26 protein-coding genes are annotated in these 26,232 nt (G+C 67.9%); 10 read left to right on the top strand and 16 right to left on the bottom strand.

Annotated elements, in window-relative coordinates:
• Nucleotides 1-146 precede the first annotated feature (146 nt).
• The 4 genes from GOAMI_RS11340 to GOAMI_RS11325 are packed head-to-tail and all read right to left on the bottom strand — an operon-like array spanning nt 147 to nt 3,206.
• The gene (locus GOAMI_RS11340) at nt 147-1,241 is read right to left on the bottom strand and encodes a sulfate/molybdate ABC transporter ATP-binding protein (protein ID WP_006436642.1); all 1,095 of its coding nucleotides are present in this window, start codon (nt 1,239-1,241) and stop codon (nt 147-149) included.
• On the bottom strand, nt 1,238-2,062 hold the full coding sequence (locus tag GOAMI_RS11335; protein ID WP_006436641.1) for an ABC transporter permease: 825 nt from the start codon (nt 2,060-2,062) through the stop codon (nt 1,238-1,240). Before GOAMI_RS11335 ends, GOAMI_RS11340 begins: the two co-directional genes overlap by 4 nt.
• Nucleotides 2,059-2,808 (bottom strand): molybdate ABC transporter substrate-binding protein, encoded by a 750-nt coding sequence (modA, locus tag GOAMI_RS11330; protein ID WP_006436640.1) that lies wholly within the window; start codon nt 2,806-2,808, stop codon nt 2,059-2,061. The genes GOAMI_RS11335 and modA overlap by 4 nt, the downstream gene beginning before the upstream one ends.
• Nucleotides 2,805-3,206 (bottom strand): TOBE domain-containing protein, encoded by a 402-nt coding sequence (locus GOAMI_RS11325; RefSeq protein WP_006436639.1) that lies wholly within the window; start codon nt 3,204-3,206, stop codon nt 2,805-2,807. The genes modA and GOAMI_RS11325 overlap by 4 nt, the downstream gene beginning before the upstream one ends.
• A gap of 284 nt (nt 3,207-3,490) precedes the next feature.
• On the opposite strand from GOAMI_RS11325, the gene GOAMI_RS11320 reads away from it, so the two are divergent.
• Both GOAMI_RS11320 and GOAMI_RS11315 read left to right on the top strand, forming a co-directional pair.
• A complete protein-coding gene (locus tag GOAMI_RS11320; RefSeq protein WP_006436638.1) occupies nt 3,491-4,507 on the top strand; it encodes an ATP-binding cassette domain-containing protein in 1,017 nt (338 codons plus the stop codon).
• Entirely contained in the window at nt 4,507-5,355 is an 849-nt protein-coding gene (locus GOAMI_RS11315; protein WP_006436637.1) for an ABC transporter permease, read from the top strand. The genes GOAMI_RS11320 and GOAMI_RS11315 overlap by 1 nt, the downstream gene beginning before the upstream one ends.
• A gap of 133 nt (nt 5,356-5,488) precedes the next feature.
• Here GOAMI_RS11315 and GOAMI_RS11310 read toward each other — a convergent pair whose 3' ends face one another.
• Entirely contained in the window at nt 5,489-6,652 is a 1,164-nt protein-coding gene (locus GOAMI_RS11310) for an ROK family transcriptional regulator (RefSeq protein WP_006436636.1), read from the bottom strand.
• A gap of 673 nt (nt 6,653-7,325) precedes the next feature.
• Between GOAMI_RS11310 and GOAMI_RS11305 the strand changes: the two genes are divergently transcribed.
• Nucleotides 7,326-8,387: a sigma-70 family RNA polymerase sigma factor gene (locus tag GOAMI_RS11305; protein ID WP_006436635.1), complete on the top strand. Its 1,062-nt coding sequence runs from the start codon at nt 7,326-7,328 to the stop codon at nt 8,385-8,387.
• A 26-nt stretch (nt 8,388-8,413) separates the two neighbouring features.
• Here GOAMI_RS11305 and GOAMI_RS11300 read toward each other — a convergent pair whose 3' ends face one another.
• Nucleotides 8,414-8,830, bottom strand: coding sequence for a VOC family protein (locus GOAMI_RS11300; RefSeq protein ID WP_085950455.1), 417 nt, complete (start codon nt 8,828-8,830; stop codon nt 8,414-8,416).
• Between the two features lie 133 nt (nt 8,831-8,963).
• Between GOAMI_RS11300 and GOAMI_RS11295 the strand changes: the two genes are divergently transcribed.
• A complete protein-coding gene (locus tag GOAMI_RS11295; RefSeq protein WP_006436633.1) occupies nt 8,964-9,671 on the top strand; it encodes a histidine phosphatase family protein in 708 nt (235 codons plus the stop codon).
• Between the two features lie 113 nt (nt 9,672-9,784).
• Here GOAMI_RS11295 and GOAMI_RS11290 read toward each other — a convergent pair whose 3' ends face one another.
• From GOAMI_RS11290 to GOAMI_RS11270, 5 genes are all read right to left on the bottom strand, one after another.
• Nucleotides 9,785-10,531 carry an SDR family NAD(P)-dependent oxidoreductase gene (locus tag GOAMI_RS11290; RefSeq protein WP_006436632.1) on the bottom strand — a complete coding sequence of 249 codons (747 nt, stop codon included), beginning with the start codon at nt 10,529-10,531 and terminating at the stop codon, nt 9,785-9,787.
• A gap of 38 nt (nt 10,532-10,569) precedes the next feature.
• Nucleotides 10,570-11,586, bottom strand: coding sequence for a phosphotransferase family protein (locus GOAMI_RS11285; protein ID WP_006436631.1), 1,017 nt, complete (start codon nt 11,584-11,586; stop codon nt 10,570-10,572).
• On the bottom strand, nt 11,583-12,797 hold the full coding sequence (locus tag GOAMI_RS11280) for an acyl-CoA dehydrogenase family protein (protein ID WP_006436630.1): 1,215 nt from the start codon (nt 12,795-12,797) through the stop codon (nt 11,583-11,585). Before GOAMI_RS11280 ends, GOAMI_RS11285 begins: the two co-directional genes overlap by 4 nt.
• Before the next feature lie 123 nt (nt 12,798-12,920).
• Nucleotides 12,921-13,568, bottom strand: coding sequence for a TetR/AcrR family transcriptional regulator (locus tag GOAMI_RS11275; RefSeq protein ID WP_006436629.1), 648 nt, complete (start codon nt 13,566-13,568; stop codon nt 12,921-12,923).
• Nucleotides 13,569-13,596: 28 nt separating this feature from the next.
• Nucleotides 13,597-14,301, bottom strand: coding sequence for a TetR/AcrR family transcriptional regulator (locus tag GOAMI_RS11270; RefSeq protein ID WP_006436628.1), 705 nt, complete (start codon nt 14,299-14,301; stop codon nt 13,597-13,599).
• 83 nt (nt 14,302-14,384) lie between these two features.
• Between GOAMI_RS11270 and GOAMI_RS11265 the strand changes: the two genes are divergently transcribed.
• Entirely contained in the window at nt 14,385-15,341 is a 957-nt protein-coding gene (locus GOAMI_RS11265) for an oxygenase MpaB family protein (protein ID WP_006436627.1), read from the top strand.
• A gap of 184 nt (nt 15,342-15,525) precedes the next feature.
• Here GOAMI_RS11265 and GOAMI_RS11260 read toward each other — a convergent pair whose 3' ends face one another.
• Together GOAMI_RS11260 and GOAMI_RS11255 are read right to left on the bottom strand one after the other, a co-directional pair.
• Nucleotides 15,526-16,806: an alpha-hydroxy-acid oxidizing protein gene (locus tag GOAMI_RS11260; RefSeq protein ID WP_006436626.1), complete on the bottom strand. Its 1,281-nt coding sequence runs from the start codon at nt 16,804-16,806 to the stop codon at nt 15,526-15,528.
• 68 nt (nt 16,807-16,874) lie between these two features.
• Nucleotides 16,875-17,168: a hypothetical protein gene (locus GOAMI_RS11255; protein WP_006436625.1), complete on the bottom strand. Its 294-nt coding sequence runs from the start codon at nt 17,166-17,168 to the stop codon at nt 16,875-16,877.
• Nucleotides 17,169-17,293: 125 nt separating this feature from the next.
• Between GOAMI_RS11255 and GOAMI_RS11250 the strand changes: the two genes are divergently transcribed.
• The 5 genes from GOAMI_RS11250 (at nt 17,294) to GOAMI_RS11230 (ending at nt 22,778) form a co-directional block, all read left to right on the top strand.
• Nucleotides 17,294-18,436, top strand: a complete 1,143-nt coding sequence (locus GOAMI_RS11250) for a polyprenyl synthetase family protein (RefSeq protein WP_040004770.1) — start codon at nt 17,294-17,296, stop codon at nt 18,434-18,436.
• Nucleotides 18,433-19,155: a hypothetical protein gene (locus GOAMI_RS11245; protein WP_006436623.1), complete on the top strand. Its 723-nt coding sequence runs from the start codon at nt 18,433-18,435 to the stop codon at nt 19,153-19,155. Before GOAMI_RS11250 ends, GOAMI_RS11245 begins: the two co-directional genes overlap by 4 nt.
• A gap of 143 nt (nt 19,156-19,298) precedes the next feature.
• Complete coding sequence (locus GOAMI_RS11240; protein ID WP_006436622.1) at nt 19,299-20,153, top strand: carotenoid biosynthesis protein; 855 nt, start codon at nt 19,299-19,301, stop codon at nt 20,151-20,153.
• Entirely contained in the window at nt 20,140-21,288 is a 1,149-nt protein-coding gene (locus GOAMI_RS11235) for a glycosyltransferase family 2 protein (protein WP_006436621.1), read from the top strand. The genes GOAMI_RS11240 and GOAMI_RS11235 overlap by 14 nt, the downstream gene beginning before the upstream one ends.
• The gene (locus GOAMI_RS11230) at nt 21,285-22,778 is read left to right on the top strand and encodes a phytoene desaturase family protein (RefSeq protein WP_006436620.1); all 1,494 of its coding nucleotides are present in this window, start codon (nt 21,285-21,287) and stop codon (nt 22,776-22,778) included. Before GOAMI_RS11235 ends, GOAMI_RS11230 begins: the two co-directional genes overlap by 4 nt.
• A gap of 261 nt (nt 22,779-23,039) precedes the next feature.
• Here GOAMI_RS11230 and crtI read toward each other — a convergent pair whose 3' ends face one another.
• From crtI to idi, 3 genes are all read right to left on the bottom strand, one after another.
• Nucleotides 23,040-24,629, bottom strand: a complete 1,590-nt coding sequence (crtI, locus tag GOAMI_RS11225; RefSeq protein WP_006436619.1) for a phytoene desaturase family protein — start codon at nt 24,627-24,629, stop codon at nt 23,040-23,042.
• Complete coding sequence (locus GOAMI_RS11220; protein ID WP_006436618.1) at nt 24,626-25,537, bottom strand: phytoene/squalene synthase family protein; 912 nt, start codon at nt 25,535-25,537, stop codon at nt 24,626-24,628. The genes crtI and GOAMI_RS11220 overlap by 4 nt, the downstream gene beginning before the upstream one ends.
• Before the next feature lie 82 nt (nt 25,538-25,619).
• Nucleotides 25,620-26,207, bottom strand: coding sequence for an isopentenyl-diphosphate Delta-isomerase (gene idi, locus GOAMI_RS11215; protein WP_006436617.1), 588 nt, complete (start codon nt 26,205-26,207; stop codon nt 25,620-25,622).
• Nucleotides 26,208-26,232: the final 25 nt, after the last annotated feature.

Below are 26,232 nucleotides of genomic sequence, written 5' to 3'. Positions count from 1 at the left end.
GGCCTTCATCGCCGGAATCCTGGTCGCCTACATCGTCACTCGATAATCCGCAACGGCCCGGACCCGCAAGTAGTCCTCTGACTCGCAGACTTCATTTCGATGTTGCGACTTCGATCGAAGTCGCAACATCGAAATGAGGTCTGCGGTCACGCCACAGCCACCGGGCTGACCCGAACCTCGCTCGCCTTGACCACGAGCACGACCTCGATCCCGGTGACCAACCCCAGGTCAGCGACCGCGGCCCAGGTGACCTCGGCCGCCACGACCTGCCCGCCGACGTCGGTGCTGACCACTGCGTGGTCACCGCGGGGCACCACGTCACGGACGGTCGCCCGCAGCATGGTTCGCGGGCTACCGTGCGGCGCTTCGAGATACACGGCCACGGCACGCGGTGAGAACGTCGCGGCGGCAGGCGTTCCAGCACCGAGACCACCGGCCGGCACATCCTCACCCACCGTCCCGACGACCCGGTTTCCGGACTCGTCGACGACCGTCGAAGCCTCATCGATCCGCCCCACGAACAGATTGAGCCCCGACAGCGATGCGCTGAACCTGCTCCCGGGATTGGTCAACACCGCACTCGTGGAACCCGATTCGACGATCCTCCCCCGGTCCAGGACGACGATGTCCTCCGCGAGTCCGAGAGCGTCGACCGGGTCGTGGGTCACCATGATCGTCGTACGGCCGTGATCGGCGAGCAGAACTCGAAGCAACGCCCTCAACCGGCTCGCCACATCCACGTCCAGCGCGCGGAACGGCTCGTCCAACAACAGAATTCGGGGCTCCGCGGCGAGCGCTCGGGCGATCGCCACACGTTGCGCCTGGCCACCGGAGAGCTCATCAGGTTTGCGGTCCACCAACTCCGCGACCTCGACGGCCTCCACCCACCGCGCCACTCGTTCGCGCACCTCGGCACGCGACATCCGCTGCGCCGACGGCGCGAACGCCACGTTCTCCGCGACGGTCAGGTGCGGGAAGAGCCGCGCGTCCTGGGACAGCAGCGCAATCCCACGACGATGCGGTGGAACGAATACGCGGCCGTCGCGAAACACCTCATCGCCGAGGCGGATCCGCGATGCGCCAGCGCCCCGAAACAACCCCGCGATCACCCGCAGCATCGTCGATTTGCCGGCACCGTTCGGCCCGACGACCGCGGTCGTCCGTCCAGCGACGAACCGATGCTCGACCCGTAGCGGGGGCACCGCCTGATCGATGGACACCACCAGATCCGCGTCCGTCACGGCACACCAGCCCCACTCCGACGCCGACGACTGTGCACGCCCACCACTACCACCAGAGAGATGACGACCAGGATGAGCGACAACGGGATCGCGGCCTGGGGATCATCGATCGCCGACACGTAGATGGCGAGCGGCGCGGTCTGGGTGATCCCGGGAGCGTTGCCCGCGAAGGTGATCGTCGCGCCGAACTCGCCGAGCGCACGCGCGAATGCCAGCACCAGCCCGGCGAGCAACGACGGCGCCACCAACGGCAGGGTCACCCGCCACAACGTGCGGGTCGGTCCGGCCCCGAGCGTCGCGGCGACCTCCTCGTACCTCGTACCCACCACGCGGACAGCACCTTCGACGCTGATCACCAGAAACGGCAACGCGACGAAGGTCTGCGCCAGCACGACGGCGGTGGTGGTGAAGGCGATGTCGATCCCGGCGTCGTGCAGACGCTGTCCGACGATCCCGAGTCGGCCGAAGGTGTAGAGCAAGGCCAGGCCGCCGACCACCGGGGGCAGCACCAGCGGCAGCAGCACCAGCGAGCGGACGACGCGGACGACGAGACCGTCGTACCGTGCGAAGATCACCGCCATCGGCACCCCCACCAGCAAGCAACACCCGGTGCTGATGGACGCGGTGATCAACGACAACCGCAGCGCGTCAAGCGAAGACGGCGATGTCATCTGCTCGACGAAGGTGTCCCACGGCGATCGGAGCAGCAACGCGAGCGGCGGCAGGACGATCAACGCGACACCGACCGCGGCGAGCCCATACGTCCAGGCCGGTAATCCCGTCGGATCGCGATGGGCGAGACCCGGACGACGCACCGTCATGGCGCCCCGAAGCCGGCGTCGCGAAGGATGCGCTGACCGTCCTCGCCGAGGACGAGGTCCACGAACTGCTTCCCGAGCCCTCCGTCGTCGGCGCCGCGGACCCCCGCGACCGGATACGCGTTGACCACTTCCGCGAATGCCGGGTCGGTCACGGTGGCCACCTGGTCTCCGGCAGCACGAGCATCGGTCACGTACACGACCCCGGCATCGGCCTGCCCGGTCGTCACCTTGGTGAGTACCGCGCTCACCGACTGCTCCTCCGACGCCGCGTCGATCGTGATCCCGGTGTTGCGTTCCGCGGTGCCGGTGGCGGCGCCGCACGGTTGAGCCGCCTGGCAGACGACGGCGGTGACGCCCGGCCTCGCGAGGTCGGCGAACGACCTGATGCGCAACGGGTTTCCCGGCGCGGTGACGATCACCAGGGTGTTGGTCGCGAAGATCGTGGGTTCGACCGCCAGATCCCCGAGTTTCGCCATGTTTTTCTCGTCGGCACTCGCGAAGACATCCGCGGGGGCACCCTGCTGGATCTGGTTGGCGAGGGTCGACGACCCGTCGAAGGACAGACGAACGGTGACGCCATCGTGCTGCTTCTCGAACTCCGCCGCGATCGCGGTGAAAGCCTTCTTCAGCGACGCCGCTGCGGACACGTCCAGAGTCACGGTGCCCGAATCGCTCCCGTCGTCCGACGAACAACCGGCCAGGAGAACCACCCCGGCCGCCGCGAAAGCAGTGACGAACCTCCTCACCGGTCGCCCCTCCTCGTCTCGACGATGACGTTCGTCGACTTGACGATCGCGGTGGCCACCGACCCCGGCGCGAGCTCCAACTCGCGTGCCGACTGCGCACTCATCAGCGACGTCACCTCGAACGGTCCGCACTGCAACGTCACCTGGGCCATGACGCCGTCCACCAACACCTCGGTGACCAGCCCGGTGAACCGATTGCGTGCCGACCGCGCGACGGGCGCACCGTCGTCCGGCGCCACGGCACGCTCGCGCGCGAGCTGCGCGAGTCGGGCCCCGTCGACGGTCGCCACCGGCCCGTCGTCGGATTGCTCGAGCACCCCGGACGCGATCCATCGTCGGATCGTGTCGTCGCTGACGCCGAGCAATGCTGCGGCGTCCTTGATCCGTATCGCGGTCACGCCGGCTATCGTATCCGCATCTGCGTGACAAATGGCACTCTGAATCCGCGATTGCGGCGGCAGGTCCGCTCTTGACTTCAAGTCAATTTGAGTTCCTAGCGTGAATCCCACTCCGACCGTCGGAGTCCGGGCCGTCGGACCGATGAGTTCCATGGGGGTTCCCGGTCTGTCATGTCGAGGAACGTCGAAGTTCCCCGATGTCCCCTGAGTTGACCCCCATGTTCACCCGGAGACACCGGAAAATCGTTCGCCCCTGTCAGACCCCATCGATACCGTGGAGAGTTATGAACTCAGTCACAGTTCCCGCCGTCGCACCCGGCGATGTCGCGACGCCCGACGTCGCGATCGAGGCCATCGACCTGGTCAAACGCTTCGGCGATTTCACCGCGGTCGACGGCGTCAGCTTCACCGTCCCGCGTGGTTCCGTCCTCGGCCTGCTCGGCCCCAACGGCGCAGGCAAGACCACCACCGTCCGCATGATGACCACCCTGTCACCGCCGACGAGCGGGACCGCTCGCATCGCCGGCTTCGACGTCATCGAACAGCCCGGCATGGTCCGGCAGAACATGGGCCTCACCGGCCAGGCCGCGACCGTCGACGAGATCCTCACCGGACGTGAGAACCTGCGCATGATCGGCGGGCTGTACGGCATCGGTCGTAAGACCCTGGCCCGCCGCTCCGACGAGCTCCTGGAGCAGTTCTCACTCAGCGAGGCCGGCAACAAGCAGGTCAAGTCGTATTCCGGTGGCATGCGCCGCCGGCTCGATCTCGCGGTCAGTCTCCTCGCGGCCCCACCCGTGCTGTTCCTCGACGAGCCGACCACCGGCCTCGATCCACGCAGCCGCTCGGAGCTGTGGGATGTGCTGCGTGACCTCGTTTCCGACGGGACCACGCTTCTACTGACCACGCAGTACCTCGAAGAGGCCGATCAGCTCGCCGACGACATCGTCGTCATCGACAAGGGCAGGATCATCGCCCACGGCACGCCGCTGCAGCTCAAAGAGCAGGCCGGCGCGGCGAGCCTCGTGCTGACCGTGTCCAACGCCGACGATCTCCCGGCGGCCGAGGCCTTGCTGCGCAAGAACGGCGCGGAGGTGTTCGTCGACGTCCCCGCACGCCGGCTCACCACCGCTTCCGGCGGCCTCGGGGACCTCCCCCGCGTCGCCGCATGGTTCGACGAAAGCGGTATCGCTGTCGACGATTTCGGCCTCGCACGCCCGAGCCTCGACGACGTCTTCCTATCCCTCACCGGACACCGCGCCGAGGACACCACCAACTCCACCGACGAGGAGCACTCCTGATGACCACCACCACTGCACACACCGACGCGGTGGTCGCGAGCACATCGCGAGTCCATCCGACGTCCCTCTGGCAGCAGTCCTGGATCATGGTGAAACGCAACATGATCCACACCAAACGGATGCCGGAGATGCTCTCCGACGTCACCATCCAGCCGATCATGTTCGTGCTTCTGTTCGCGTATGTGTTCGGCACGTCGATCCAGACCGACAGTGCCTCCTACAAGGAATTCCTGCTGCCGGGCATCATGGGCCAGACCATCGTGTTCACCGCGTTCATCGTCGCGTCGGGAATCACCGCGGACCTCGAGAAGGGCATCATCGATCGGTTCCGGTCGCTGCCCATCCAACGGTCGTCCGTGCTGATCGGCCGCAGCATCGCGAGCGTCCTGCACAGCTCCATCGGCATCGTGGTGATGTCGCTGACCGGTCTCGCGATCGGCTGGCGCATCCGCGGCTCCTTCGTCGAGGCCGTTCTCGCATACGCCATGCTGTTGCTGTTCGGATTCGCGATGATCTGGTTCGGCATCCTCATCGGATCGTGGCTGCGAACCGTGGAGGCGGTCAACGGCTTCATGTTCTCGACGCTGTTCCCGATCACGTTCCTGTCGAACGCGTTCGTCCCGACCGACCCGATGCCCACGTGGCTCAGGACGATCGCCGAATGGAATCCGATGTCGTCACTGGTACAGGCCTTGCGTGTGCTGTGGGGCAACGGTCCGGAGTTCGGTCCGGGTTCGGCTCTCCCGCTTCAGTATCCGGTCATCTCGACCATCATCTGGGCGGTCGCGCTGACCCTGATCTTCGCACCGTTCGCCCTGCGCGCGTACAACAAGCGCACCATCGACTGAGCGAGTACCACCCGCTCGCCGAGTAGCGAACTCGCGAAACACAACACGCTCCCCGAGTAGCGAGCTTGCGAGCCACAACACGCTCCCCGAGTAGCGAGCTTGCGAGCGTATCGAGGGGACTACAGCGGCCCGTTCAGGCGGTCAACCCGATCGCCTGCAGCGGGTCGCTGTAGATCGCGTCCAGCGAGACCGCACCGGCCGCCTGCTGCTGCACCGTGGCTCCCGAATGCGATACCCGCACATCGCGTTTGGTGACGATCGAGGTCTCGCGAACGGCGCGGGCCACCGTCGGCAGGCTGGCCGGGTAGTCGGTGAACGCCTGACCGCCGAGGATGATGTGGTCTGGGTTGAAGATGTCGGCGATGAGACCGACAGTGCGGCCCAGGACCTCGGCACGTTCTTCGAGCAGAGCGCGCGCGGTTGCGTCACCCGCACGGGCGAGACCGTGCAGGCCCTCGACATCGGCCACCGAAAGACCCAGCGCCTGAGCGGCTTCGACAACACCGGTATCGCTCACCGCCGGTTCCAGACGCCCGGTGCGGTGCGGATCGAGGAGCTCGGTGGCGCCGGTCGGGAAGTGACCGATCACCGGCGGTCCTGCGGTGGGAGTGTGGACGGTACCGCCGACACTGAAGGCGATGCCCAGCATTTCGCGGGCGTAGAAGTACAGGAAGCTCGACTGCTCGTCGTCGGGGTTGAGGACCAGCTCGGCGGCTGCCATCGCCTCGACGTGCGACGCGACCGAGACCGGCAGACCCACGGCCTCGGCGATGACACGCCCGACGGGTGCACCCTCCCAGCCCAGGCGGGGATGATCCACGATGCCGCCCTCGGCGACCCGGCCACCGAGTGCGACGCCGACCCAGAGCACTCGCTTTCCGGTCCAGCGTTCGGCGAAGCGGCGTGCGCTCACACCGATCGCGGCGAGGGTCTGCTCGGGCGTGTCGGCCACCGGCGTCGGGATCTGGATGGCACCGACCACGCGATGCAGCAGGTCGTGGGTGGTGATGGAGGTGACCTTGTAGCCGATGTGGATACCGAGGGTGAGGAACTCGGCGAGGTTGACCTCGAAGGGCAGGCGCGGGCGTCCGATGGCTCCCGACGGGGCGAGGTCCGCGCGCTCGCGGATCAGGCCGGCCTTCAGCAATGCACTGACCTGGCGGTTGACCGTCGAGATGCTCAGGCCGGTGCGTTCGGCGGCATCATCGCGGAACAGCGGGCCGGCCAGGCGGGCGGCCCGGAGGACGAGAGCGGCCGGCTTGTTCGACAGCTCGAGGCGAGGCGTCGCAACGTGCACCCGCTGATCCCCCTTCCCGAATCCTCGTCGGTCAGCGATCGGTCCCGGGATTCGGGACGACGGGACCGACGAAGTTACGGATGACAACGGTACGGGTTGGCGGCTCACCTGCGGACCACGGCGCACCGGCCGGGACGCAGGCCGACGCGTCAGCGGCGTGGGGGCGGTGCGCAGGGTGCGAGTGGAGATCTCGGGAAGGATTGCGGTCATGATTGTCCTCGTCGAAAATCCCCGCGTTCTTCACGGCGGGGCGGGGTGGCTGAAGTGCTCGGATGAAGAGACTTGGAGCGACACCCCGGACGAGGCGTCGGCTCAGCGCATTCGACGACAACAACAGAGAACACGAGCGAGCGGCAGACGGCAGCCCAGCGCGGTGGTCACATAGGTGACCTCCGACAGCCTGCGGTCGACACTCGTCATGCGGATCAAGCTAGCAACGCCCACCCCGCCGCGGCAAGCCCGTTCCGCCAGGTGACGGAGGTTTGGCAACCTACGGGCATATGCGTTCACCGGCGAAGATAGCCCCGCCGACGATGATTCGCGCGGGTTGCGCTCAGCGTGATTCCAAATCCTTACCCGGCGCCCATCCGACCTGGGTCGCGTTCCGAGCGGACCGAGGTCGCCTTGTCTCTTCCGAGTCGAGTGTGTCGGTGATCGACGGTAAATTGTGAGCATGACCACAACCGCGGGTGAGTCCGTTTCCGACGCCGATTTCCTGGAGGTCGCCGAACCGTTCCGTCGTGAGATCGTCGCCCACTGCTATCGGATGCTGGGCTCGCATCACGACGCGGAGGACCTGGCCCAGGAGACATTCCTGCGCGCGTGGCGCGGATACTCCAAGTTCGACCACCGCTCCTCGGTGCGGACCTGGCTGCACAAGATCGCCACCAACACCTGTCTCACGGCACTACAGAGTTCACAGCGCCGACCGCTCCCGTCCGGCCTCGGCGGCGATGCCTTCGACCCGACCGACGACCTCCTCCAGAACCACGAGGTGCCCTGGCTCGAGCCGTATGCCGGCACCGTCGACGAGATCACCCCCGGCGACGACGCGGACCCGGCCTTCGTCGTCGGCGCACGCGAATCGGTGCGGCTGGCGTTCATCGCCGCCCTCCAGCATCTCCCCGAACGCCAGCGCGCCGTGCTGATCTTGCGCGACGTCCTGCAGTGGCGCGCCGCCGAGGTCGCGGACACTATCGGCGTCACCACCGCAACCGTCAACAGCCTTCTGCAGCGCGCCCGCGAGCAACTGAAGACCGCGCGGCCGCAGGCCGACTCCGCGAGTTCGGACTCCTCGGTCCTCGACGACGACGCCAAGCGGGAACTGCTCGCACGCTATGTGTCGGCTTTCGAGCGCTACGACGTCGACGCGATCGCCGAGATGTTCACCGACAAGGCGATCTGGGAGATGCCGCCGTTCACCGGCTGGTACCAGGGCCCGGAGGCGATCGGGACACTCATCAGTAAGAACTGCCCGGCGGAGAAGCCCGGCGATCAGATCCTGCTGCCCACCGTCGCCAACGGGCAGCCCGCGTTCGGTCTGTACATGCGCGAACCCGACGGCGTCCACCGGCCGTTTCAGCTCCAGGTCCTCGACATCGATCCGGCGACGCAGAAGGTCGGCTACGTGGTGGCGTTCTTCAGCGACACCATGGAAGCCGACTTCGCGAGGTTCGGCCTCCCCCCGACGCCGTACGACGCCCCGGCTCGCACCGCGCCGAACCCCTGGCACTGATACCCAGGCCGAACTGGCGTCCCGGGTCACCCGTCGGGATTCTGCGGCAGTTGGGAGGGGTCCATCCAGACCACCTCCCAGGCATGGCCGTCCGGATCGCAGAAGCTGCAGCAGTACATGAACCCGAAGTCCTCGGGGTCGCGCAGCGGTGCACCGCCCGCGGCGAGCGCCGCGCCTGCGAGCTGGTCGGCGTGTTCCCTGCTGTCGGCGGAGAACGAGACGAGCGCCTCTCGCCCGCGGGTGGGGTCGGCGATGCTCCCGGCCGCGAACCCCTCGAAGCGTCGGTGCTGCATCAGGATCACCATCGCGGCGTCGTTGATCGTCATGCACACGGTGGCCTGATCGCAGAACATCTCGTCGAACCGGAAGCCCAGCGCGCCGAAGAACCGTCGTGACCGCGCCACGTCGGCCACCGGCAGATTGACGAAGAGCATCGATGCCACGGCGGCCTCCAGTCGGGATCGGGACTCGACCCGCCCGTTCGACCGCATGCGGATCGGCCGGCCGGAACAGGGTCTCACCCGATACAGACCTGCCCGCGCATACGAATTCATCGCGATCGAATAGTGTTCACTCATGGGCGTCATCTACCTTGTGCGGCACGGTCAGGCTAATGCGTTGGCGTACGGCGTATCCGACGCCACGGACGACCTCCGGAACGGCCCGGGCGGACTCACCGCGACCGGCGACACCCAGGCCGCGGTTTCCGGTGCGTTCCTGTCGGGGCAGATCGACGGATTCACGGCGGCCGTGAGTGGTGACCTACCGCGGCAGAGCCAGACCCTCAGCGGAGTGCTCGGCGCTTTCGAAGCACGACCGGACGCGAAGGTGGATCCCGGCTGGAACGAGTACTCGCTGCCGGCGCTCGTGGGACACGCATCCCCGGAGATGTACCGCGACGGCCGCAACTACCAGCAGCATCTGGACAAGGGCCTCGCGGCCTGGATCGCGGCCGGCGACCACGAACCGACACCGGGACCCGACGGTGGACCCGCGGAGAGTTACCCACAGTTCCAGGCCCGGGTGCACGACGCCGCGGTTCGTGCCACGGAGCAGGCCGGGTCAGGTCAGACGCTCCTGGTGGTGTCCTCCGCGGGCACCATCACGCAGTGGATCGCGCAGCTCTGGGGCATCCCGGACGAGCAGTGGCCGACGATGGCGCGCTCGATGGTCAATGCGTCGATCACGAAACTGATCGTCGGCAGGCAAGGCGTGACGGTGGTGTCGTTCAACGAGCACGGCCACCTCTCCGACCGTGAGGGCGGTATCTCGACCTTCCGCTGAGTCCAGCGGCATGGTGTGTGCGCGTCGAGCAACCACGCACAACGAGGAGCCGTGCCGAAATCACCCCCGCGACAGGGGCGTTCGACACGGCTCCTCGTTGTGTTCGACGCCTGCTAGGCCCGATGCAGATTCGTGCCCGGACGCGTGAGCACCACGTTCGGCAGCACTGCATACCGCGACAGCTGCGTGACCGAATGTGCGACGACGGCGACATCGGCGGCCGTGATCATCTCGTCCTTGGAGATGCGGTCCTTGAGCCAGTCGGTCATGTCGGTGGCAACGTAACCCGGCGCGATCGTCGTCGCACTCACGCCGTTCTCCGACTCCTCGAGGTTGAACGTCTCGCACAGCGAGATCAACGCGGCCTTGGTCGCGCCGTAGGCGGACAGCTCGGGCTCGGGGTAGACGCCGGTGATCGACGCCACGGCAATGACTTTCGCCGTCCCGTTGGCTTCCGCCGTCGTCCGCAGCATCGGCAGTACCGACTGCAGCAGGATGTACGGCGCCCGCACGTTGACCTCGTAGAGACGGTCGAAACGCTTGACCGGCATATCCGCCACCGCACCCTTGGAGCCCATGCCCGCGTTGATGATCAGCGCGTCGCATCGCCCGAATGCCTCCGCATGGGCGGTGCCGAGTGCGGCGATCGCTTCGGCATCGGTCATGTCGGCCGGGACGACCTCCACCCGGCCGGCGCCGTGCTCGCGGAGCTCGGCCGCCTTCTTCTCCAACGCTTCCCGGCCTCGGGCACTGATCGTCAGGTCCCAACCGTCCGCGGCGAACCGTTCGGCGATCGCCGCTCCGATGCCACGGGACGCGCCGGTGACCAACGCGGACCGGTTCTTCGACACTTCACTCATGCACTTGTCCCCGTATTCTGACTGTTCCCATGTGACTCTCAGCTGATGTGACGCAGACCGTCGGCGATGAAAGCCGCGGTGGCCTCACCCGCACGCTCGGCGCCGTCGCCCGACGACGCGCCCGAGAGGGCACGGTAGGTGATGCCCTCGGCGATCACGCCGAGCTTCAGGTTGGCGAGACCGAGGTAGAAGTCCCAGTCGCCGAGGTCGGAACCGGTTGCGGTGGCATACTTCTGCGCGATCTCGTCCACGGATGCGTAGCGATCGCTGGTCCACGCCGCGGAGAAGCCGAGCACCTGGTCGAAGGCACCGGTCCGGTACACGCACATGAGCGCGACGTCGGTCAGTGGATCGCCGAGCGTCGACATCTCCCAGTCCACGACAGCGGCGATGCGTGCCGGGTCGTTCGCGTCCACGATCGTGTTGTCGACGCGGAAGTCCCCGTGCACCACCGATTCCCGGGCCTTCTCGGGCACACGCTCGGACAGCGCTTCGACGAGGCGGTCCACGTCGGGCAGCTCGCGGGTCTTCACGTGACCCCACTGACGGGCCCACAGTTTGACCTGTCGCGCAGCGAATCCGGCCGGCCGTCCGAAGTCGCCGAGACCGACGGCGTGGTAGTCGACGGCGTGCAGGTCGGCGAGCGTCCGGACGAGACCGTCGAGATTGGCGGCCACCTCCTCGTCGGAGTACACGGCGAGATCCTCGGCGGTGCGCACCACCCGGCCGTCGACGAATTCGACGACCGTGCAGGGTGCCCCGATGATCGACCCGTCGGAGTCGAAGGCGACAGTTCGCGCGACCGGCACCGAGGTCGACTGCAGCGCACTGGTGACAGCCCACTCGCGGTTCATGTCGTGGGCGGACGGCGTGAGTCCACCAGTCGGTGGACGACGCGCCACCCACTTCGTGTGGCCGTCGGTGACGGTGTAGGTCAGATTCGACTTGCCGCCACTGATCAGGTCGATGGACAGGTCACCGGCGACTTCGACGCCGCTGTCGACGAGGAGTCGGCGGAGTTTGTCCGCCTCGAGAGCTGATTCGACTCCGGTCATTTCGCACCCGCCGCGGCCTGTGCCTTCTTCGCGCGGCCGACGGCGCGGCGCGCGATGGCCCAGCGGTGGACCTCGGACGGACCGTCGTAGACGCGGAACGGACGAAGTTCCTGCGACAGGCGGGCGATCGGCAGGTCGGCGGAGACCCCGAGGCCGCCGCACATCTGGATGCTGCGGTCGGCGATGCGCGAATATGCTTCACCGGCAAAGGTCTTCGCGATCGAGGTCTCGTCGGACGCGTGGTTGCCCAGGTCCAGTTCATGACAGGCCTTGAGCAGGAGCGCACGCGATGCGGCGAGGTCGATCTCGTTGTCTGCGATCATCTGCTGGATCATGCCGAGGTCGCCAAGTCGGCCACCGAATCCCTCACGGCGCGAGACATAGTCGACCGCGACGTCGTGGCAGCGTTTGGCGGCGCCGAGCCAGCGCATGACATGGGTCATGCGGGCCGGTCCGAGCCGGACCTGTGCGTAGCGGTAGCCCTCGTCGACCTCGCCGAGGATGTCGGCGTCGGGAACGAAGAGGTCGTCGAAGGTGACCTCGCAGTGTCCGCCGATCATCGCCTTGTCGATGGTGTTGATGTGGCGACCGACGGTGATTCCCGGGGTGTCGGCCGGAGCCAGGAACATCGTGGCGCCGCCGCGGTCACCGGGCGAGCCGGCCGTGCGGGCCATGATGATGAAGAAGCCCGCGCCCTCGGCGCCGGTGATGAAGTGCTTCTTGCCGTTGATCTTCCAGCCGCCGTCGGCGCGGACGGCCTGCGTACGCAGCGCATTGGGGTCCGAGCCCGCGCCCGGCGCCGGTTCGGTCATCGCGAAGGCCGACCGCACCTCGCCGGTGGCGAGCGGGGCGAGATACTTGTGGCGCTGCTCTTCGCTGGCGATGCGCTCGAGCATGTGGATGTTGCCCTCATCCGGCGCGCCGATGTGCAGCGCGACAGGACCGAAGGTGGAGTAGCCCGCCGCCTCGAAGACCGGCGCGCGGTCGGTCATGTTCAGGCCGAGACCGCCGAACTCGACCGGTGCGTGCGGGGCGAAGATGCCCTCCGCCTTGGCCTTTGCATTCATCTCGCGGCGCAGGTCGTCTCCGCCGGCTGCGGTGATGTCGCCGGCGTTCGCATCCTCGAGCGGCAACACGTACTCGCGGACGAAACGTTCGGTCTTCTCGACCAGCTCGACCACCGCGGGATCGTGGCGCAGGTCTATGGGCATCGTGACTCCTTTGGCTGGACCGACGGGAACTTTACCCGACGCCGACCGAGCGATCGTTCGGCCGTCCATACCTTGCCAGGCGATGTCATCCTGGTCAAGGCTGACCGGGTGAAATCCGTGCCCTCAGGTGGTGCGGTAACCCACCAGGGCACGGGCCAGCTGAAGATTCCGCGCGATCAGCTCGTCCGGGCCCAGCAGTCCGTCGAGTTTGAACCACGTCGAGACACCCACACACATCGTGGCCACCGCGCGGGCCGCATCCTTCGGGTACTCGGTGGTGAAGTCGCCCGCCTCCACGCCGGCGAAGACGATCTCGTCGACCATCCGCTGCTGACGGTCCCGGTGGGCGATGTACTTCGGCCGGTAGTCGTCGTCGAGACTCCGGATCTCCGTGGATCCGACGAATGCCTGCTCCCGGCGGTACATGTGGAACCGCAGCAAGGATTCGACGACCGCGTCGAACTGCTTCACCGGCTCCGGTCCGGCTTCGAGGATCGCCGCCTCCGACCGGGCCAGCAGGTCGGTCATCGTCCGCTCGAGCAGACCCTGCAACAGGGACTGCTTCGACGGGTAGTGGTGGTACAGCCCCGGCACCGAGAGGTTCGCCCGCGCGGCGACCTCTCTGACCGACGTGCCGTGATAGCCCTGCTCGGCGAACGCCTCGAGGGCCGCCGCCAGCGGGATCGGGAGCTCGGGCTCGCCGTAGTCACGCCACGCGCCGAGAGGTTGCTTCGCCGGTCGTACGTCGGTTTCGCCGGTTCCGCTGTTCATGGGTTCAAACATATCTCCACGCGCGGCACTACTCACCATCGGCGCTGCGGTGGGACAGGCTCTTCTCCAGGATCTCCGCGGGGGACACGAGCAACGCGATGCTGAGGTCCACGACGTCCGACTTCGTGAGCTCGACGTCGCCCTCGAGCCAGGCCGCGAGCAGGCGACTCAACCCACCCACCTGGTAATGCGCCACGCCCGTCGCCTGCGCGGGGCCGACGTGCACATCGAGAATCGTCGAGGTGCTCTGGAGCGTCAGATCCGCGAACAGTGTGGTGGACTCCATCCGCTTCGCTGCGATCACCGGGCTCAGCAGGGCTTGCGAGAACAGCAGTCGACCCTTGCGCCGATCCTGATCGATGAGGTCGACGATCGCGGCGACCGCTCCGGCCACCTTGGCGCGCATGGTCGCGCCCTCAGAGAACGCGGCGAGGCTCGAATGTGCGATCTCCTCGATGACCTCGTCGTACACCACACCGACGAGCTGGTCGACCGACTCGAAACTCTCGTAGAAGTATCGTGCGGTCAGGCCGGCCCGCCGACAGACTCCGCGCACCGTGACCGCCTCCGCGTCATCGGCGCCGAGCAGGTCCAGAGCTGCGTCGATCAGCGATGCGCGGCGTCGCGCGACCCGGGTGTCGCCACCCTCGCCGCCGTACGCGCGGAGGGAAGCAGCCGTATCCGACGCAGCGGCGTCGGACCCGGTTTCCGGGGTCGAAGGTCCTCTTCCCATGGTTCCTATCTTGACACCCCAGTAAGTTCATGTTTTATAAAACGGGAAGCAAACGTTTCCTAAATCCGGCCAGGAGGGGTTCGATGGCATCGGAGCCTATCACCAGTGGAAGCTCGGCCCTGTCGCCGCGAACGTCGGCCGACGCCACACCCGAGATCGAGCAGTTCCTCGCCGCGGAGAAGCCGGACACCGAGTTCCTGCCGTCGACCGCACGCATGTCCCGCGCCGAACTGGACGCGCTCCCCTCCGCACAGAACCTCGATCCGTTGGGCATCGGCGTCCTCGCCGGCGCGGCGAACGTCATCATGCAGCTGAGCCTGCCGGCGGTGGGTTACGGCGTGTACGAGAGCCGCGTCGACTCCGGGAATCTGTTCAAGCATCCCCTCAAGCGCGGTCGCACCACTCTGAGCTACCTCGCGGTCGCCGGTCTGGGCAGCGCCAAGGACCGCAAGGCCTACCGCAAGGCGATCGGCAAAGCCCACGCGCAGGTCCGGTCCACCACCGACAGCCCGGTCAAATACAACGCCTTCGACCCGAAGCTGCAGCTGTGGGTCGCGGCCTGCCTGTACCGCGGCACCGAGGACGTCCATCGGATCTTCGGCGGGATGACCGAGGTGTCCGACGATTTCTACCAGGCCGGCGCCGTCCTGGGCACCACGCTGCAGGTCCCGCGCGAGGCCTGGCCGGCCGATCGAGCGGCCTTCGAGGAGTACTGGAACGAGACCGTCGAGACTCTCGAGATCGACCCGGTCATCCGTGAGTACCTGATGAAGATCGCCCGCGCCGAGTTCCTGGGTCCGATCGTGGCCAAGCTACTGGGCTGGTACTTCGAGATCCTGGCCATCGGCTTCCTGCCGGAGAACTTCCGCCGGAAGATGGACGTGCGACTGTCGCCGTGGCAGCAACTGTTCTTCGACAAGCACAACGCCGCACTCCGGGCGATCATCACCCGCGCACCCAAGCCGGTTCGCAGCTTCCCGTTCAACCTGCTGCTCGCCGACGTCCGGTGGCGGATGCGCACCGGTCGCCCTCTGGTCTGAGTTCCGGTTCCCGGTTGGGGGAAGCCCGTCCCGCTCATCGCGAGCGGGACGGGCTTTTCGGCCTTCTGAGCCACCCCTCCGCTCGTTCCTCCGCCCGTTGAGCCGGCACCGAGCGCAGCGACGACCCCTCCCCGCCCGTTGAGCCGGCACCGAGCGCAGCGAGGCGCCGTGTCGAAACGCGCGCCTACAACCTCCGCAACGCATCGCGGCCGAGCGCGGCAACGTCGGTATGGCCGGCGAGTCCGAGCGTGAGGTCGAGTTCGGCGATGATGTCGGCCACCGCGTCGCGTGCACCGTCGGCACCGGCAAGCGCCAGCCCGTACATGTGCGGCCGGCCGATGCAGGCGGCGTCGGCGCCGAGCGCGAGTGCCTTGAAAACGTCTGAGCCGGTGTAGATCCCGGAGTCGATGAGCACCTTGATCCGGCCGTCGACGGCGGGCGCGATCTCCTCGAGGGCGTCGATCGTGCTCACGGCACCGTCGATCTGGCGTCCACCGTGGTTGGACACGATGATGCCGTCGACCCCGGCGTCGACGGCGCGACGGGCATCGTCGGGATGGAGCACCCCCTTGAGCACGATCGGCAGCGACGTCCGCCCGCGCAGCCCCGCGAGATCGTCCCAGCTCAGCGACGGACGCGAATAGATGTCGAGAAAGGTCTGCACCGCGGCGCGCGGTCGGGCCGACGTGAGATTCGCGAGGAAGCGCCCCGGCGCGTTGCGGGTGATCGAGATCAGGGTCGCGATGGCGCCGAGGGAGATCTCGGGTCGTTCCCCGGCGGCGGTGCGCAGTCGCTCGGTGACGATGTCGGCGAAGCGCCGGTCCGAGGTGTACTGCGCGATGCCCTCACCCCGCGCGAATGGCAGCGATCCCAGGTTCAGGTCCTGGGGACGCCATCCGAGCATCGTGGTGTCCAAGGTGACGACCACCGCGTCGGCACCGATCTCCTCCGCACGGGCGAGCAGGCTGTCGACCAACTCGTCGTCGGTGGACCAGTACAGCTGGAACCATCGCGGCGCACCTGGCGCCACACCGTCCATCTCGGCGGCCACGGTCTCCATCGGCACACTCGCCTGGTTCGAAAAGATGTACGGCACACCGAGTTCCGCGGCCGCATGACCGATCAGCCGGTCGGCGTTCGGAACAGCCAGGGACCCGGCACCCACCGGCGCGAACAACACCGGTGCCGGGATGCGACGCCCGAACAGTTCCACCTCGAGGTTTCGCTCGGAGACATCGCGGAGAATCCGCGGCACGATCGCCCAGCGGTCCAGGGCCCGGCGGTTGGCCGCCATCGTGCGACCCTCACCGGCACCGCCGCCGATGTACGCCCACGCGCGGGCCGACATCGCCCGTCTGGCGCGACGTTCGAGTTCCGCGAAATCGGTTGGCACGCGTGGCTTTCGTCGGTGAACACCAGCGGTGTAGATGTCATTCTGCCGCGCTCGCCCGTATCCCGTGGTCATGGGAGCCGATCGTAACGTCGGCATCGGCCGGCCCGGGACGATTCCGGCTGTGTCCGAGGGACCCTGACTCAGCGCGTGGCGATCGCCGTCACGCCGGCGGCGGCAACCGTCACCAGGCCCACGGACGGCCAGGCACCGATCTTCTTCGCGAGCGGATGCGAGCCGCCGAACGCCGCCAGATAGGTGGCGAGCAGACCGCCCGCCACCGCCGGCCCCTTCTCGACCGCCCACCGTCGGGTGCACCAGGCGCCTGCCGTCGCGAGGACCACCCCGCCCAGCTCTCGCCGACCGCTGTATCGCGCCGCCGCGAAACCGCCGACCAGACCGACCGCCACCACGGGAACCGTTGCATCCACTGCCATGCGACCCAACGTACCGGCATCCCGGAGCCCGCACCCATCCGTCGGGTGTCACCGCTCCGAAGACCGGTTACCCGCATACGCCGGCGGACCCGACAGCCGACCCGCACCCCCCGAAGGGCCTCGACATGACACAGACCGCAGAGATGACCGACTCATCCCTCCCCCACCGGCCTGTCCTCGACACGAACTCCGGTCTCCGCGCGATCGACGACGCGACGACCGACCTGGAACTCGTCGAGGAGGTCCTGGCCGCGCACTTCCGCCGCCATGCCCTGACGCTGCAGAAAGTGGGGGCCGAGCTCACTCCCGCGGTGGATGCCATCGGGGGACGTATCGGCGGTGGCAAGCGCCTGCGCGCGGCCTTCTGCCTGTGGGGTGCTCGAGGCGCGGCACGTGGGCAGACGGTGCCCGGTGTCGTCGAGTTGGCGTCCGCGATCGAGTTGTTCCACTTCGCCGCCCTGGTCCACGACGACGTGATGGACGACTCCGACACCCGTCGCGGCCTCCCCACCGTCCACCGCCACTTCGCCGACACTCATCGCGCCGACGGGCGCCGCGGCGATTCCGACACGTGGGGCACCGCCGTTGCGATCCTCGTCGGCGACATGTGCCTGTCGTGGTCGGACGATCTGGTCGCCGCGGCGGTCGACGCCGTGCCCCGGGACGTCCGGCAAGCCGTGCGCGAGACCTGGACGGAGATGCGCAACGAGGCCTACGCGGGGCAGTACCTGGACATGCTCGGCCAGACCGAGGAGCACACCGATCCTGATCGGACCGTGCGCGTCCTCCGATACAAGAGCGCCCGCTACAGCATCGGGCAACCGCTCCGTCTCGGTGGCACGCTCGCCGGCGCGGACGCCGGCCTCCTGGCCGACTACGACCGCATCGGGCTCAGCGCCGGTGAAGCATTTCAGCTGCGCGACGACATCCTCGGTGTCTTCGGCGACGAGAAGGTCACCGGGAAGCCGACGATCGACGACATCCGCGAGGGCAAGCGCACCATGCTGATGGCACTGGCCGAGGAATCGGCGACCTGGACGGAACGGCGGGTGATGGCCAACTGCCTCGGCAACCCGGACCTCGACGCCGACGGTGCGGCACTGATGCGCGAGGTCGTGGAATCCACCGGCGCGCTCGAACGCGTCGAACAACGCATCGTCGAGCTCGCCGAGGACGCTCTCGCCGTCGTCGCGCACGCCTCGGTGGACGACCAGACCCGTCAGGCCCTCACCTCCCTCGTCGAACGTTGTGTGTGGCGCCGCTCATGAACTCGGATGGTGCTCCGACGGTCGAGTTGCGCATCTGGGGCGTCGACCGGGTGATGCCCGCGCTCGGCCGGATGGCATCGGGACGCCGCGCGCTACGGGCGACCCCGGGACTTCGGTTCGCCAAACTGCTCGGCACCGGAACCGCCAGGACGTTCACGATGGAGAGCGCCGACCTGCGGCACTGGGCAGCGCTCACCGTCTGGAACGACGACGATGCGGCGCGCGCCTCGTCGAATTCGCGGGTCCTGCGACGCTGGCAGGACTCGAGCACCGAGGAACTGCGCATCACGATGCGGCCGCTCCGGTCGAAGGGTCGGTGGTCGAGGGTCGACCCGTTCGGCCATCGGTCGCACGACGGCCAGCCGGCCGCCGGGGTCCGGCCACGTGACTGGGCGGGACCGGTCGCCGCACTCACCCGCGCCCGGTTGCGGCCGACGACGATGGCGTCCTTCTGGCGGGCGGTTCCGCCGGTGGCGTCGGAACTGGCCGGCGCACAGGGGAATCGACTCGCGCTCGGCGTCGGCGAGCTGCCGATCGGCGTCCAGGGCACGTTCTCGCTCTGGGACTCCGCGCACGACCTCACCGACTTCGCCTACCGCTCCCCCGCCCACAAGTCCGCCATCTCGCGCACCAAACCCGCCCGTTGGTACGCCGAGGAACTCTTTGCCCGGTTCGCCGTCCTCGACGTCACGGGGACCTACCAGGGGAGATCCGCATGAGCACGACCAGACATTCGCCAGCCAAAGCACAAGGAACACAAGCGCAAACGCCTTCGCCGCCTGAGGTGCGAGGAGCGCAAGCCCCAGTACCTTCGCCGCCTGAGGTGCGAGGAGCGCAAGCCCCAGTACCTTCGCCGCCTGAGGTGCGAGGAGCGCAGGCGACGAGCCACGAAGGCCCGGCGAGTAGATCATCCCGCCGTCACCACCTCATCCCGGTCGCGTGGGTTCTCCTGGCCGCGACCATCGGGGTCCAGATCGCCTTCCCGCTGACCGGTGGTGGCACTCTTCCGCTGACCGTCGCGAGCGTGGTGCTGCTGGCGTCGGCGTCGGTGATCCATCTGGCGGCCACGCGTGGACTCGGGGCCGCGGTGGGTCTGGTGGTGATCGCCGGCGGCGGCGGGCTGGTCGCCGAGGCGATCGGTGTCAGTACCGGATTCCCTTTCGGCACATATGCCTACACCGACGGTCTGGGCCTCAAGATTCTCGGCGTGCCGGTTCTGGTGCCGCTGGCCTGGATCATGATGTCGTGGCCTGCGCTCGCCGTCACCCGGCGACTCATCGGGGCACTGAACCTGTCCGGCACGCGTGCGCGTGTGGCCACCGCGTTCCTGGGCGCCTATGCCCTCACCGCGTGGGACGTCTTCCTCGATCCCCAGATGGTCGACCAGGGGCACTGGGTGTGGCAGTTCCCCGAACCGTCCCTGCCCGGTGTCGACGACATCCCACTGACGAATTTCGCGGGCTGGCTTCTGGTTTCGTTCCTGATGATCGCCGTCCTCGACCGCGTGGTCGGCGCCGGGTACGAGAACACGGACGACGCGGTTCCCGTCACCGCCTATCTGTGGACCTACTTCTCGTCGGTCATGGCGCACGCCGTGTTCTTCGGCCGGCCGACGGTCGCACTGGCCGGTGCCGTGGTGATGGGGGTGGTCGCGCTGCCGCTGCTCGTGCTCGAGGTGCGATCGATCCAGTCCAGGAGACATCGTGCGCGCGACTGACCTGTGGCATCGCACGGTGACGGTGGGGACCGGTCTCTCGCTGGCATCGCTCGCTCTCACCGTCGACAACGCGATCCGAGTCCGCCGGCCCGGCCTCACCGACATCCCGACCGCCGAGCCGCTCTCGGTCCTCATCCCGATGCGAAACGAGGTCACCAGGGCCGAACGTTGCCTCACCGCCGTTCTCGACGCCATCGACCGTTGGCCCGGACCGGCACGCGTGCTGGTGCTCGACGACGGCTCGGTCGACGGAACCGACGCCGTGCTGGCACGACTCGCCGCGCACGACGACCGGATCGAGGTGTTCGAGGGTTCGCCACCCCCGCCCGGGTGGCTCGGGAAGACCTGGGCCTGCCGGCAATTGGCGGACAACGCCCTGCCCGCCGGGACCCTCCCCGACGGGGTCCTCGCCTTCGTCGACGCCGACGTCGTGGTCGAACCGCACGCATTCACGTCGTCGGTCGCGTTGATGCGAGAATCCGGTCTCGATCTCGTCAGCCCCTATCCACGGCAGGTTGCGACCAGTGCCGCCGAGCGCCTGGTGCAGCCGCTGCTCCAGTGGTCGTGGATGAGCACGCTTCCACTCGGACTCGCCGAGCGTTCCCCGCGCGAGTCCCTGACGGCCGCGAACGGTCAGTTCCTGATGGTCGACGCCGTGACCTATCGACGGGCGGGAGGTCATGAGGCCGTCCGCGACGTCGTCCTGGAGGACATCGCCCTGCTCCGGGCGATCAAGGCCGCCGGCGGACGCGGCGTGGTCGCCGAGGGAAGCACCGTGGCGATCTGCCACATGTACGACGGTTGGTACGAAGTCCGTGCGGGATACCGCAAATCGCTGTGGTCTGCGTTCGGTTCCCCGGCCGGCACATCCGCGGTGACCGCCGCCCTCTGCCTGATGTATGTGATCCCGGCTCTCGCCGCACTCACCGGGTCGCGAACCGGACTGGTAGGATACCTCGCCGGCGTCGCCTCCCGACTGGTGGCCGCCCGATGCACCGGTGGACGCACCTTCCCCGACGCCTTCGGACACCCCGCGTCGATCGCCCTGTTCACCTTCCTCGCAGCAGACTCGACGATCGCCCGACGCCGCGGCGAACTTCGCTGGAAGGGACGCACCATCGAGGTCGACCGATGAGCCGGGTCATCGTGATCGGCGCGGGCGTCGGCGGGCTCGCCACCGCGATGCGCCTGCAGGCGGCCGGTCATGACGTCACCGTGCTCGAACAGTTCGACTCCGTCGGCGGCAAACTCGGCGTCATCGAGCACGACGGCTTCGTCTTCGACACCGGCCCGTCCCTGGTGACCATGCCACACGTCCTCACCGAACTGTTCGATGACACCGGTGCATCCGTGGACGACGTACTCGAACTCCAGCGGCTGCCCGTCGCCGCACGTTACCGCTTCCCCGACGGCACCGAACTCGAGCTGCCCGACACCCTCGACCACATCCCGTCCGCGCTCGACGCCGCGCTGGGCCCCGGACGTGGCGACCAGTGGTCGGCGTTTCTCGCTCGCGCCCAGGCCATCTGGGACGTGACCCACGGCCCCTTCCTGGAATCGCCGATGAGCGTGCGGACGATGATCGGCGGGATCGCGACACCGTCGGATGTCCGCACCGTGGCGCCCTGGAAGTCCCTGCGCGGGCTCGGGTCCGAGTATCTCGACGATCCCCGCCTGGCCATGCTCCTCGACCGCTACGCCACCTACACCGGTTCGGATCCGCGACGCGCACCGGCAGCGCTGGCGTCCGTCCCGTGGGCCGAACAGGCCTGGGGCTCTTGGTATGTACGCGGCGGACTCGGACGGATCGCGACCGCGATGCGGGACCGGCTCCTCGCCCTCGGCGGCCGAATCGAGTTCGGTGTCGAGGTGTCCCGGGTGTCGACGGACGAACGCACACGTGTCGACGGTGTCGTTCTTGCCGACGGCAGCAGGCGCACCGCCGACATCGTCGTGGCGAATGCGGACGCCCGCCAGGTGTACGGCCGCCTCGTACCGCGCCGTCCTGCCCGCATTCCGTCTGCGCTGCTGCGACGGTCGACGCCGTCGCTGTCGGGCTTCGTCCTGCTCCTGGCCCTCGACGATCCGCCCGCCGACCAGCCACATCACCACGTCCTGTTCGCCGAGGACTACGACGAGGAGTTCGACGCCGTCTTCGGCTTCAACGGCCCACCGCGCCCCGTCGCCCGACCGACCGTGTACATCTCCGCACCCGACGATCCCGAGATCGTTCCAGGACCGGAGACGGCCGCCTGGTTCGTGCTCGTCAACGCGCCCCGGCACGATCCCGAGCACGGAGTGGACTGGGATGCACCAGGACTCGCAGAGAGCTACGCCGATCAGATCATGGCTGTGATGGCCGACCGCGGCGTCGACGTCGGCGACCGGGTCCGCCATCGGCTGCTGGTCACGCCGGCAGATCTGGAACGCCGCACCATGACGCCCGGCGGTTCGATCTACGGCTCGTCGTCGAACGGTCCGCGGGCGGCGTTCCTGCGGCCCAAGAACACCTCGCCCGTTCCGGGCCTCTACCTGGTGGGCGGGTCGTCGCACCCGGGCGGTGGGCTACCGCTCGTGATGATGTCGGCGATGATCGTGGCGGACCTGATCGCCGCTGCCCCCTGAGGAGTGAACCCTCCCAGGGAATGCCTCACCAGGCCTTCGAGGCTCGTCGCTATCGCTCCTCACACCTCAGGCGGCAGGATTGGTTGCTCCCAACCGAACTCAGGCGAGCGCAGCGAGCCACGAACCACTCCCTGAGGCGCGTCCGAAGCCTGCGGAGCGGGTCCCCCCGCTCCCTGAGGAGCATCCGGAGCCTGCGGAAGACGCGTCACGAAGGGCATGCGGGAGCGGTAGCCCCCCAACGTCCCTCAGGCGGCGGGGGGGTCAGCGCGTCGGTGTGGGCCCCACGGAGTGATCTCCGTTGAGCCGCTTGCGGATCAGTTCGGCACTGATCAGGCACATCGGCAAGCCGATGCCCGGCCGGGTGCTCGACCCCGCGTAGTACAACCCCTCGACCTTGCGCGAGCGGTTCGTCGAACGCAGGAATGCGCTCTGGCGCAACGTGTGTGCCGGCCCCAGAGCCCCACCGCACCACGAGTTCACGTTGTCGACGAAGTCCGCGGGGCCGACGGTGCGTCGTACGACGACGCGGTCGGCGAGATCGGGGACACCGGACCACTGTCCGATCATCGCGATGGCGCGGTCGGCGACCTTCTCGATGTCGGGGTCGCCGCCACCGTCGACCCCACCGTGTCCCAGACCCGGATCGGGCGGGACCGGGACGAGGATGAAGACGTTCTCGTGACCGTCGGGGGCAACCGACTCGTCGGTCGCCGACGGCTTGCACACGTACAGCGATGCGGGATCGGGTACCCGCGTGGGTGTTTCGAAGATGGCGTCGAAGTTGGTCTTCCAGTCCTCGGTGAAGAACAGCGAGTGGTGGGCCAGTTCGGGCAGCTCACCGCTCACGCCGAGATAGGCCAGCACCGCACCCGGCCCCGAGGTCGCACGCTCCCAGTACCGCTGCGGGAAGGTCTGCAGGTCGTCGGGCAGCAGCTTCGTCTCGAGGTGGTGCAGGTCGGCCGCTCCGACCACGATGTCGGCGGGCACATCTCGCGTGGAACCTTCAGCCCCCTGAACGCGAACCCCGACGACCTCGGCGCGGCGCCGGCGTAGCCGACCTGGTCGCTTCCGCGTCAGCACGGCGGTCGCCGCCGTACCGGTGTGGATCACCACGCCGCGTTCGCGTGCGACGCGTTCGAGTGCGTCGACGAGAGTCGTGAAGCCGCCCTGCGGATATCGGACTCCGTCGGCGAGATCGAGCCAGCTCATCAGGTGGTACATCGACGGTGTCCGCTCCGGTGACGAACCGAGGAACACCGCCGGGTACCCGAGCACCTGCTGCAGGCGCCGATCGCTGAAGCGCGCGGAGATGAAGGACTGCAACGAGCGGGTCAGCAGTGACGCGAGGGTCGGCGCATGCCGCAGTACCGGCAGGCTCAGGAACGCGCGTACGGAGTCGAAGCTGGTGTACAGGAACCGTTCGACGGCGAGGTCATACGCCTGTCGCGCGGTCCGGAGGTAGGACTCGAGAGCCGCTCCGGCGCCCGGTTCGATCTGCTCGAACACCTCGCGGTTGCGCTCGAAGTCGCCGAAGATGTCGATCGGTGGTTCGTCGGATTCGTTGTCCCCGAAGAAGACTCGGTACCCCGGGTCGAGCCGGACGAGGTCGAGCTGTTCCTGTGTCGAGGTACCGAGCATCTCGAAGTAATGGTCGAAGACCTCCGGCATCAGCCACCACGACGGCCCGGTGTCGAACCGGAACCCGTCGGCGCTCCACAGCCCGGCGCGTCCACCGAGGTCGTCGTTCTTCTCGATCACCTCGACGTCGTGCCCGTCGTGGGCGAGCAGTGCGGCGGTGGCCAGTCCGGCGACACCGCCACCGATGACGACGATTCGTTTGCGTGCGTTCATGAGGTCAATCCCCTCGGTGTGCGCGGCATACCGCGGCGGGCGACGGCGGCGGCCGCGATCTTCGCCTTGCCGGCGTTGGGAACTCGGACGCGTTGCCTCCTGGCCTCGGCGGCCGAGGACTCCCGTAGGCGTGCGGTCAGTTCGGCGAAGAGGTCGTGTGCGGTGCAGACGGCGACCCGGCTGTTCGCCGGAAGGTACGGGATCGCCGCCGCGGCGGCGGTGAGATCGAGATCGATGTCGTCGAGCCACAGCGACCACGCCCCGTCATCGGGACGATCGGGGTCCAGGCCGACGAGGTATCGACGACCCAGTCCGTCACTGTCCTCACCGAAGTCCCGTAGGAAGTTGATCTTCTGGAACGCGGCGCCGAGACGACGCGCACCGGGCGCGAGGTGGTCGTAGCGTGCGGCGGCCTTGGGCTCCTCGGCCAGGAACGCCCGCAGGCACATCAGTCCGACGACCTCGGCGGAGCCGTAGATGTAGGCGGCGAGGCTCTCGAAGTCATGCTCGACCTGAGTGAGATCCGCACGCATCGACGAGAAGAACGGCGTCACGAGGTCCAGGTCGATCCCGGCGCGGCGCGCGGTCCGCGCAAAGGCGTGCACGACCAGGTTGCTGCTCGACCCGGTGATCATCGCCGCGGCGGTCTGTTCCTCGAGCTGATCGAGTTCGTTGCGCCGGTCCACCAGACCCTGCTCGGGCCGCGGTGCGTCGACGATCTCGTCGGCGACGCGGACGAGCGCGTAGATGTTGCGGACGTCGCGGCGGATCGCGGGGGTGAGCAGCCGGGAGGCGAGCCCGAAAGAACTCGAGTACGACCTGATCACCAGCGCCGCGCTCGCCTCGGCCACGGCGTCGTACCGACGATGTGGCGGGACCACTTCGGTATGACCGGGTAGATGCATCATCCGATGGCTCCTGCGGTGTGACGATGGGTATGTGAACGACGGGGCGACGACGGCGGGTACGCCGTGTCCGCTGGTCCCGACATCATGGATTCGACGCCCGTGCCGTCATCGGATGGGTCGAATCCACAAGCGCGCCGTCGACGAACCCGTGGGGATCGGGACCCGGGAGCTGCCGCACCTGGTCGGCGAACCAGGGACTCACCGCCCAGGGAGTGCGTGCCACCAGGTCCCACACATCCGGGACCTCGGCCCAGGCGTACTCGGCGACCTCATCCGGATTCGGCTCGAGCGATCCCACCGGCCGTGCGACGAACACGGGGCAGATCTCGTTCTCGACGATGCCGCTCGCATCGACGGCGCGGTACCGGAAGTCGGGCAGGATGCAGCGCACCTCGTCGACGTCGATCCCGAGCTCACGCTGCGCATACCGGTGCACGGCGTCGACGACGGACTCACCCGGACGCGGATGGCCACAGAACGAATTGGTCCACACTCCCGGCCAGCTGCGCTTGGACAGGGCCCGACGGGTCATGAGGATCCGGTTGCCGTCGACCAGGTGGCACGAGAACGCGAAGTGCAACGGGGTGTCGACGCCGTGCACGCCTTCGCGGTCGGCGGTACCACATGGTCGGCCGTCGGCATCGGCGAGAACCACCGAGTCGTTGGTCATCTGTTCCTCATCACAAGTCGAGATC

The organism is Gordonia amicalis NBRC 100051 = JCM 11271 (assembly GCF_000332995.1).
Lineage (GTDB): Bacteria > Actinomycetota > Actinomycetes > Mycobacteriales > Mycobacteriaceae > Gordonia > Gordonia amicalis.
The sequence above is the reverse complement of the archived record's forward strand: the minus strand, read 5'-3'. Positions and strand labels throughout refer to the sequence as shown.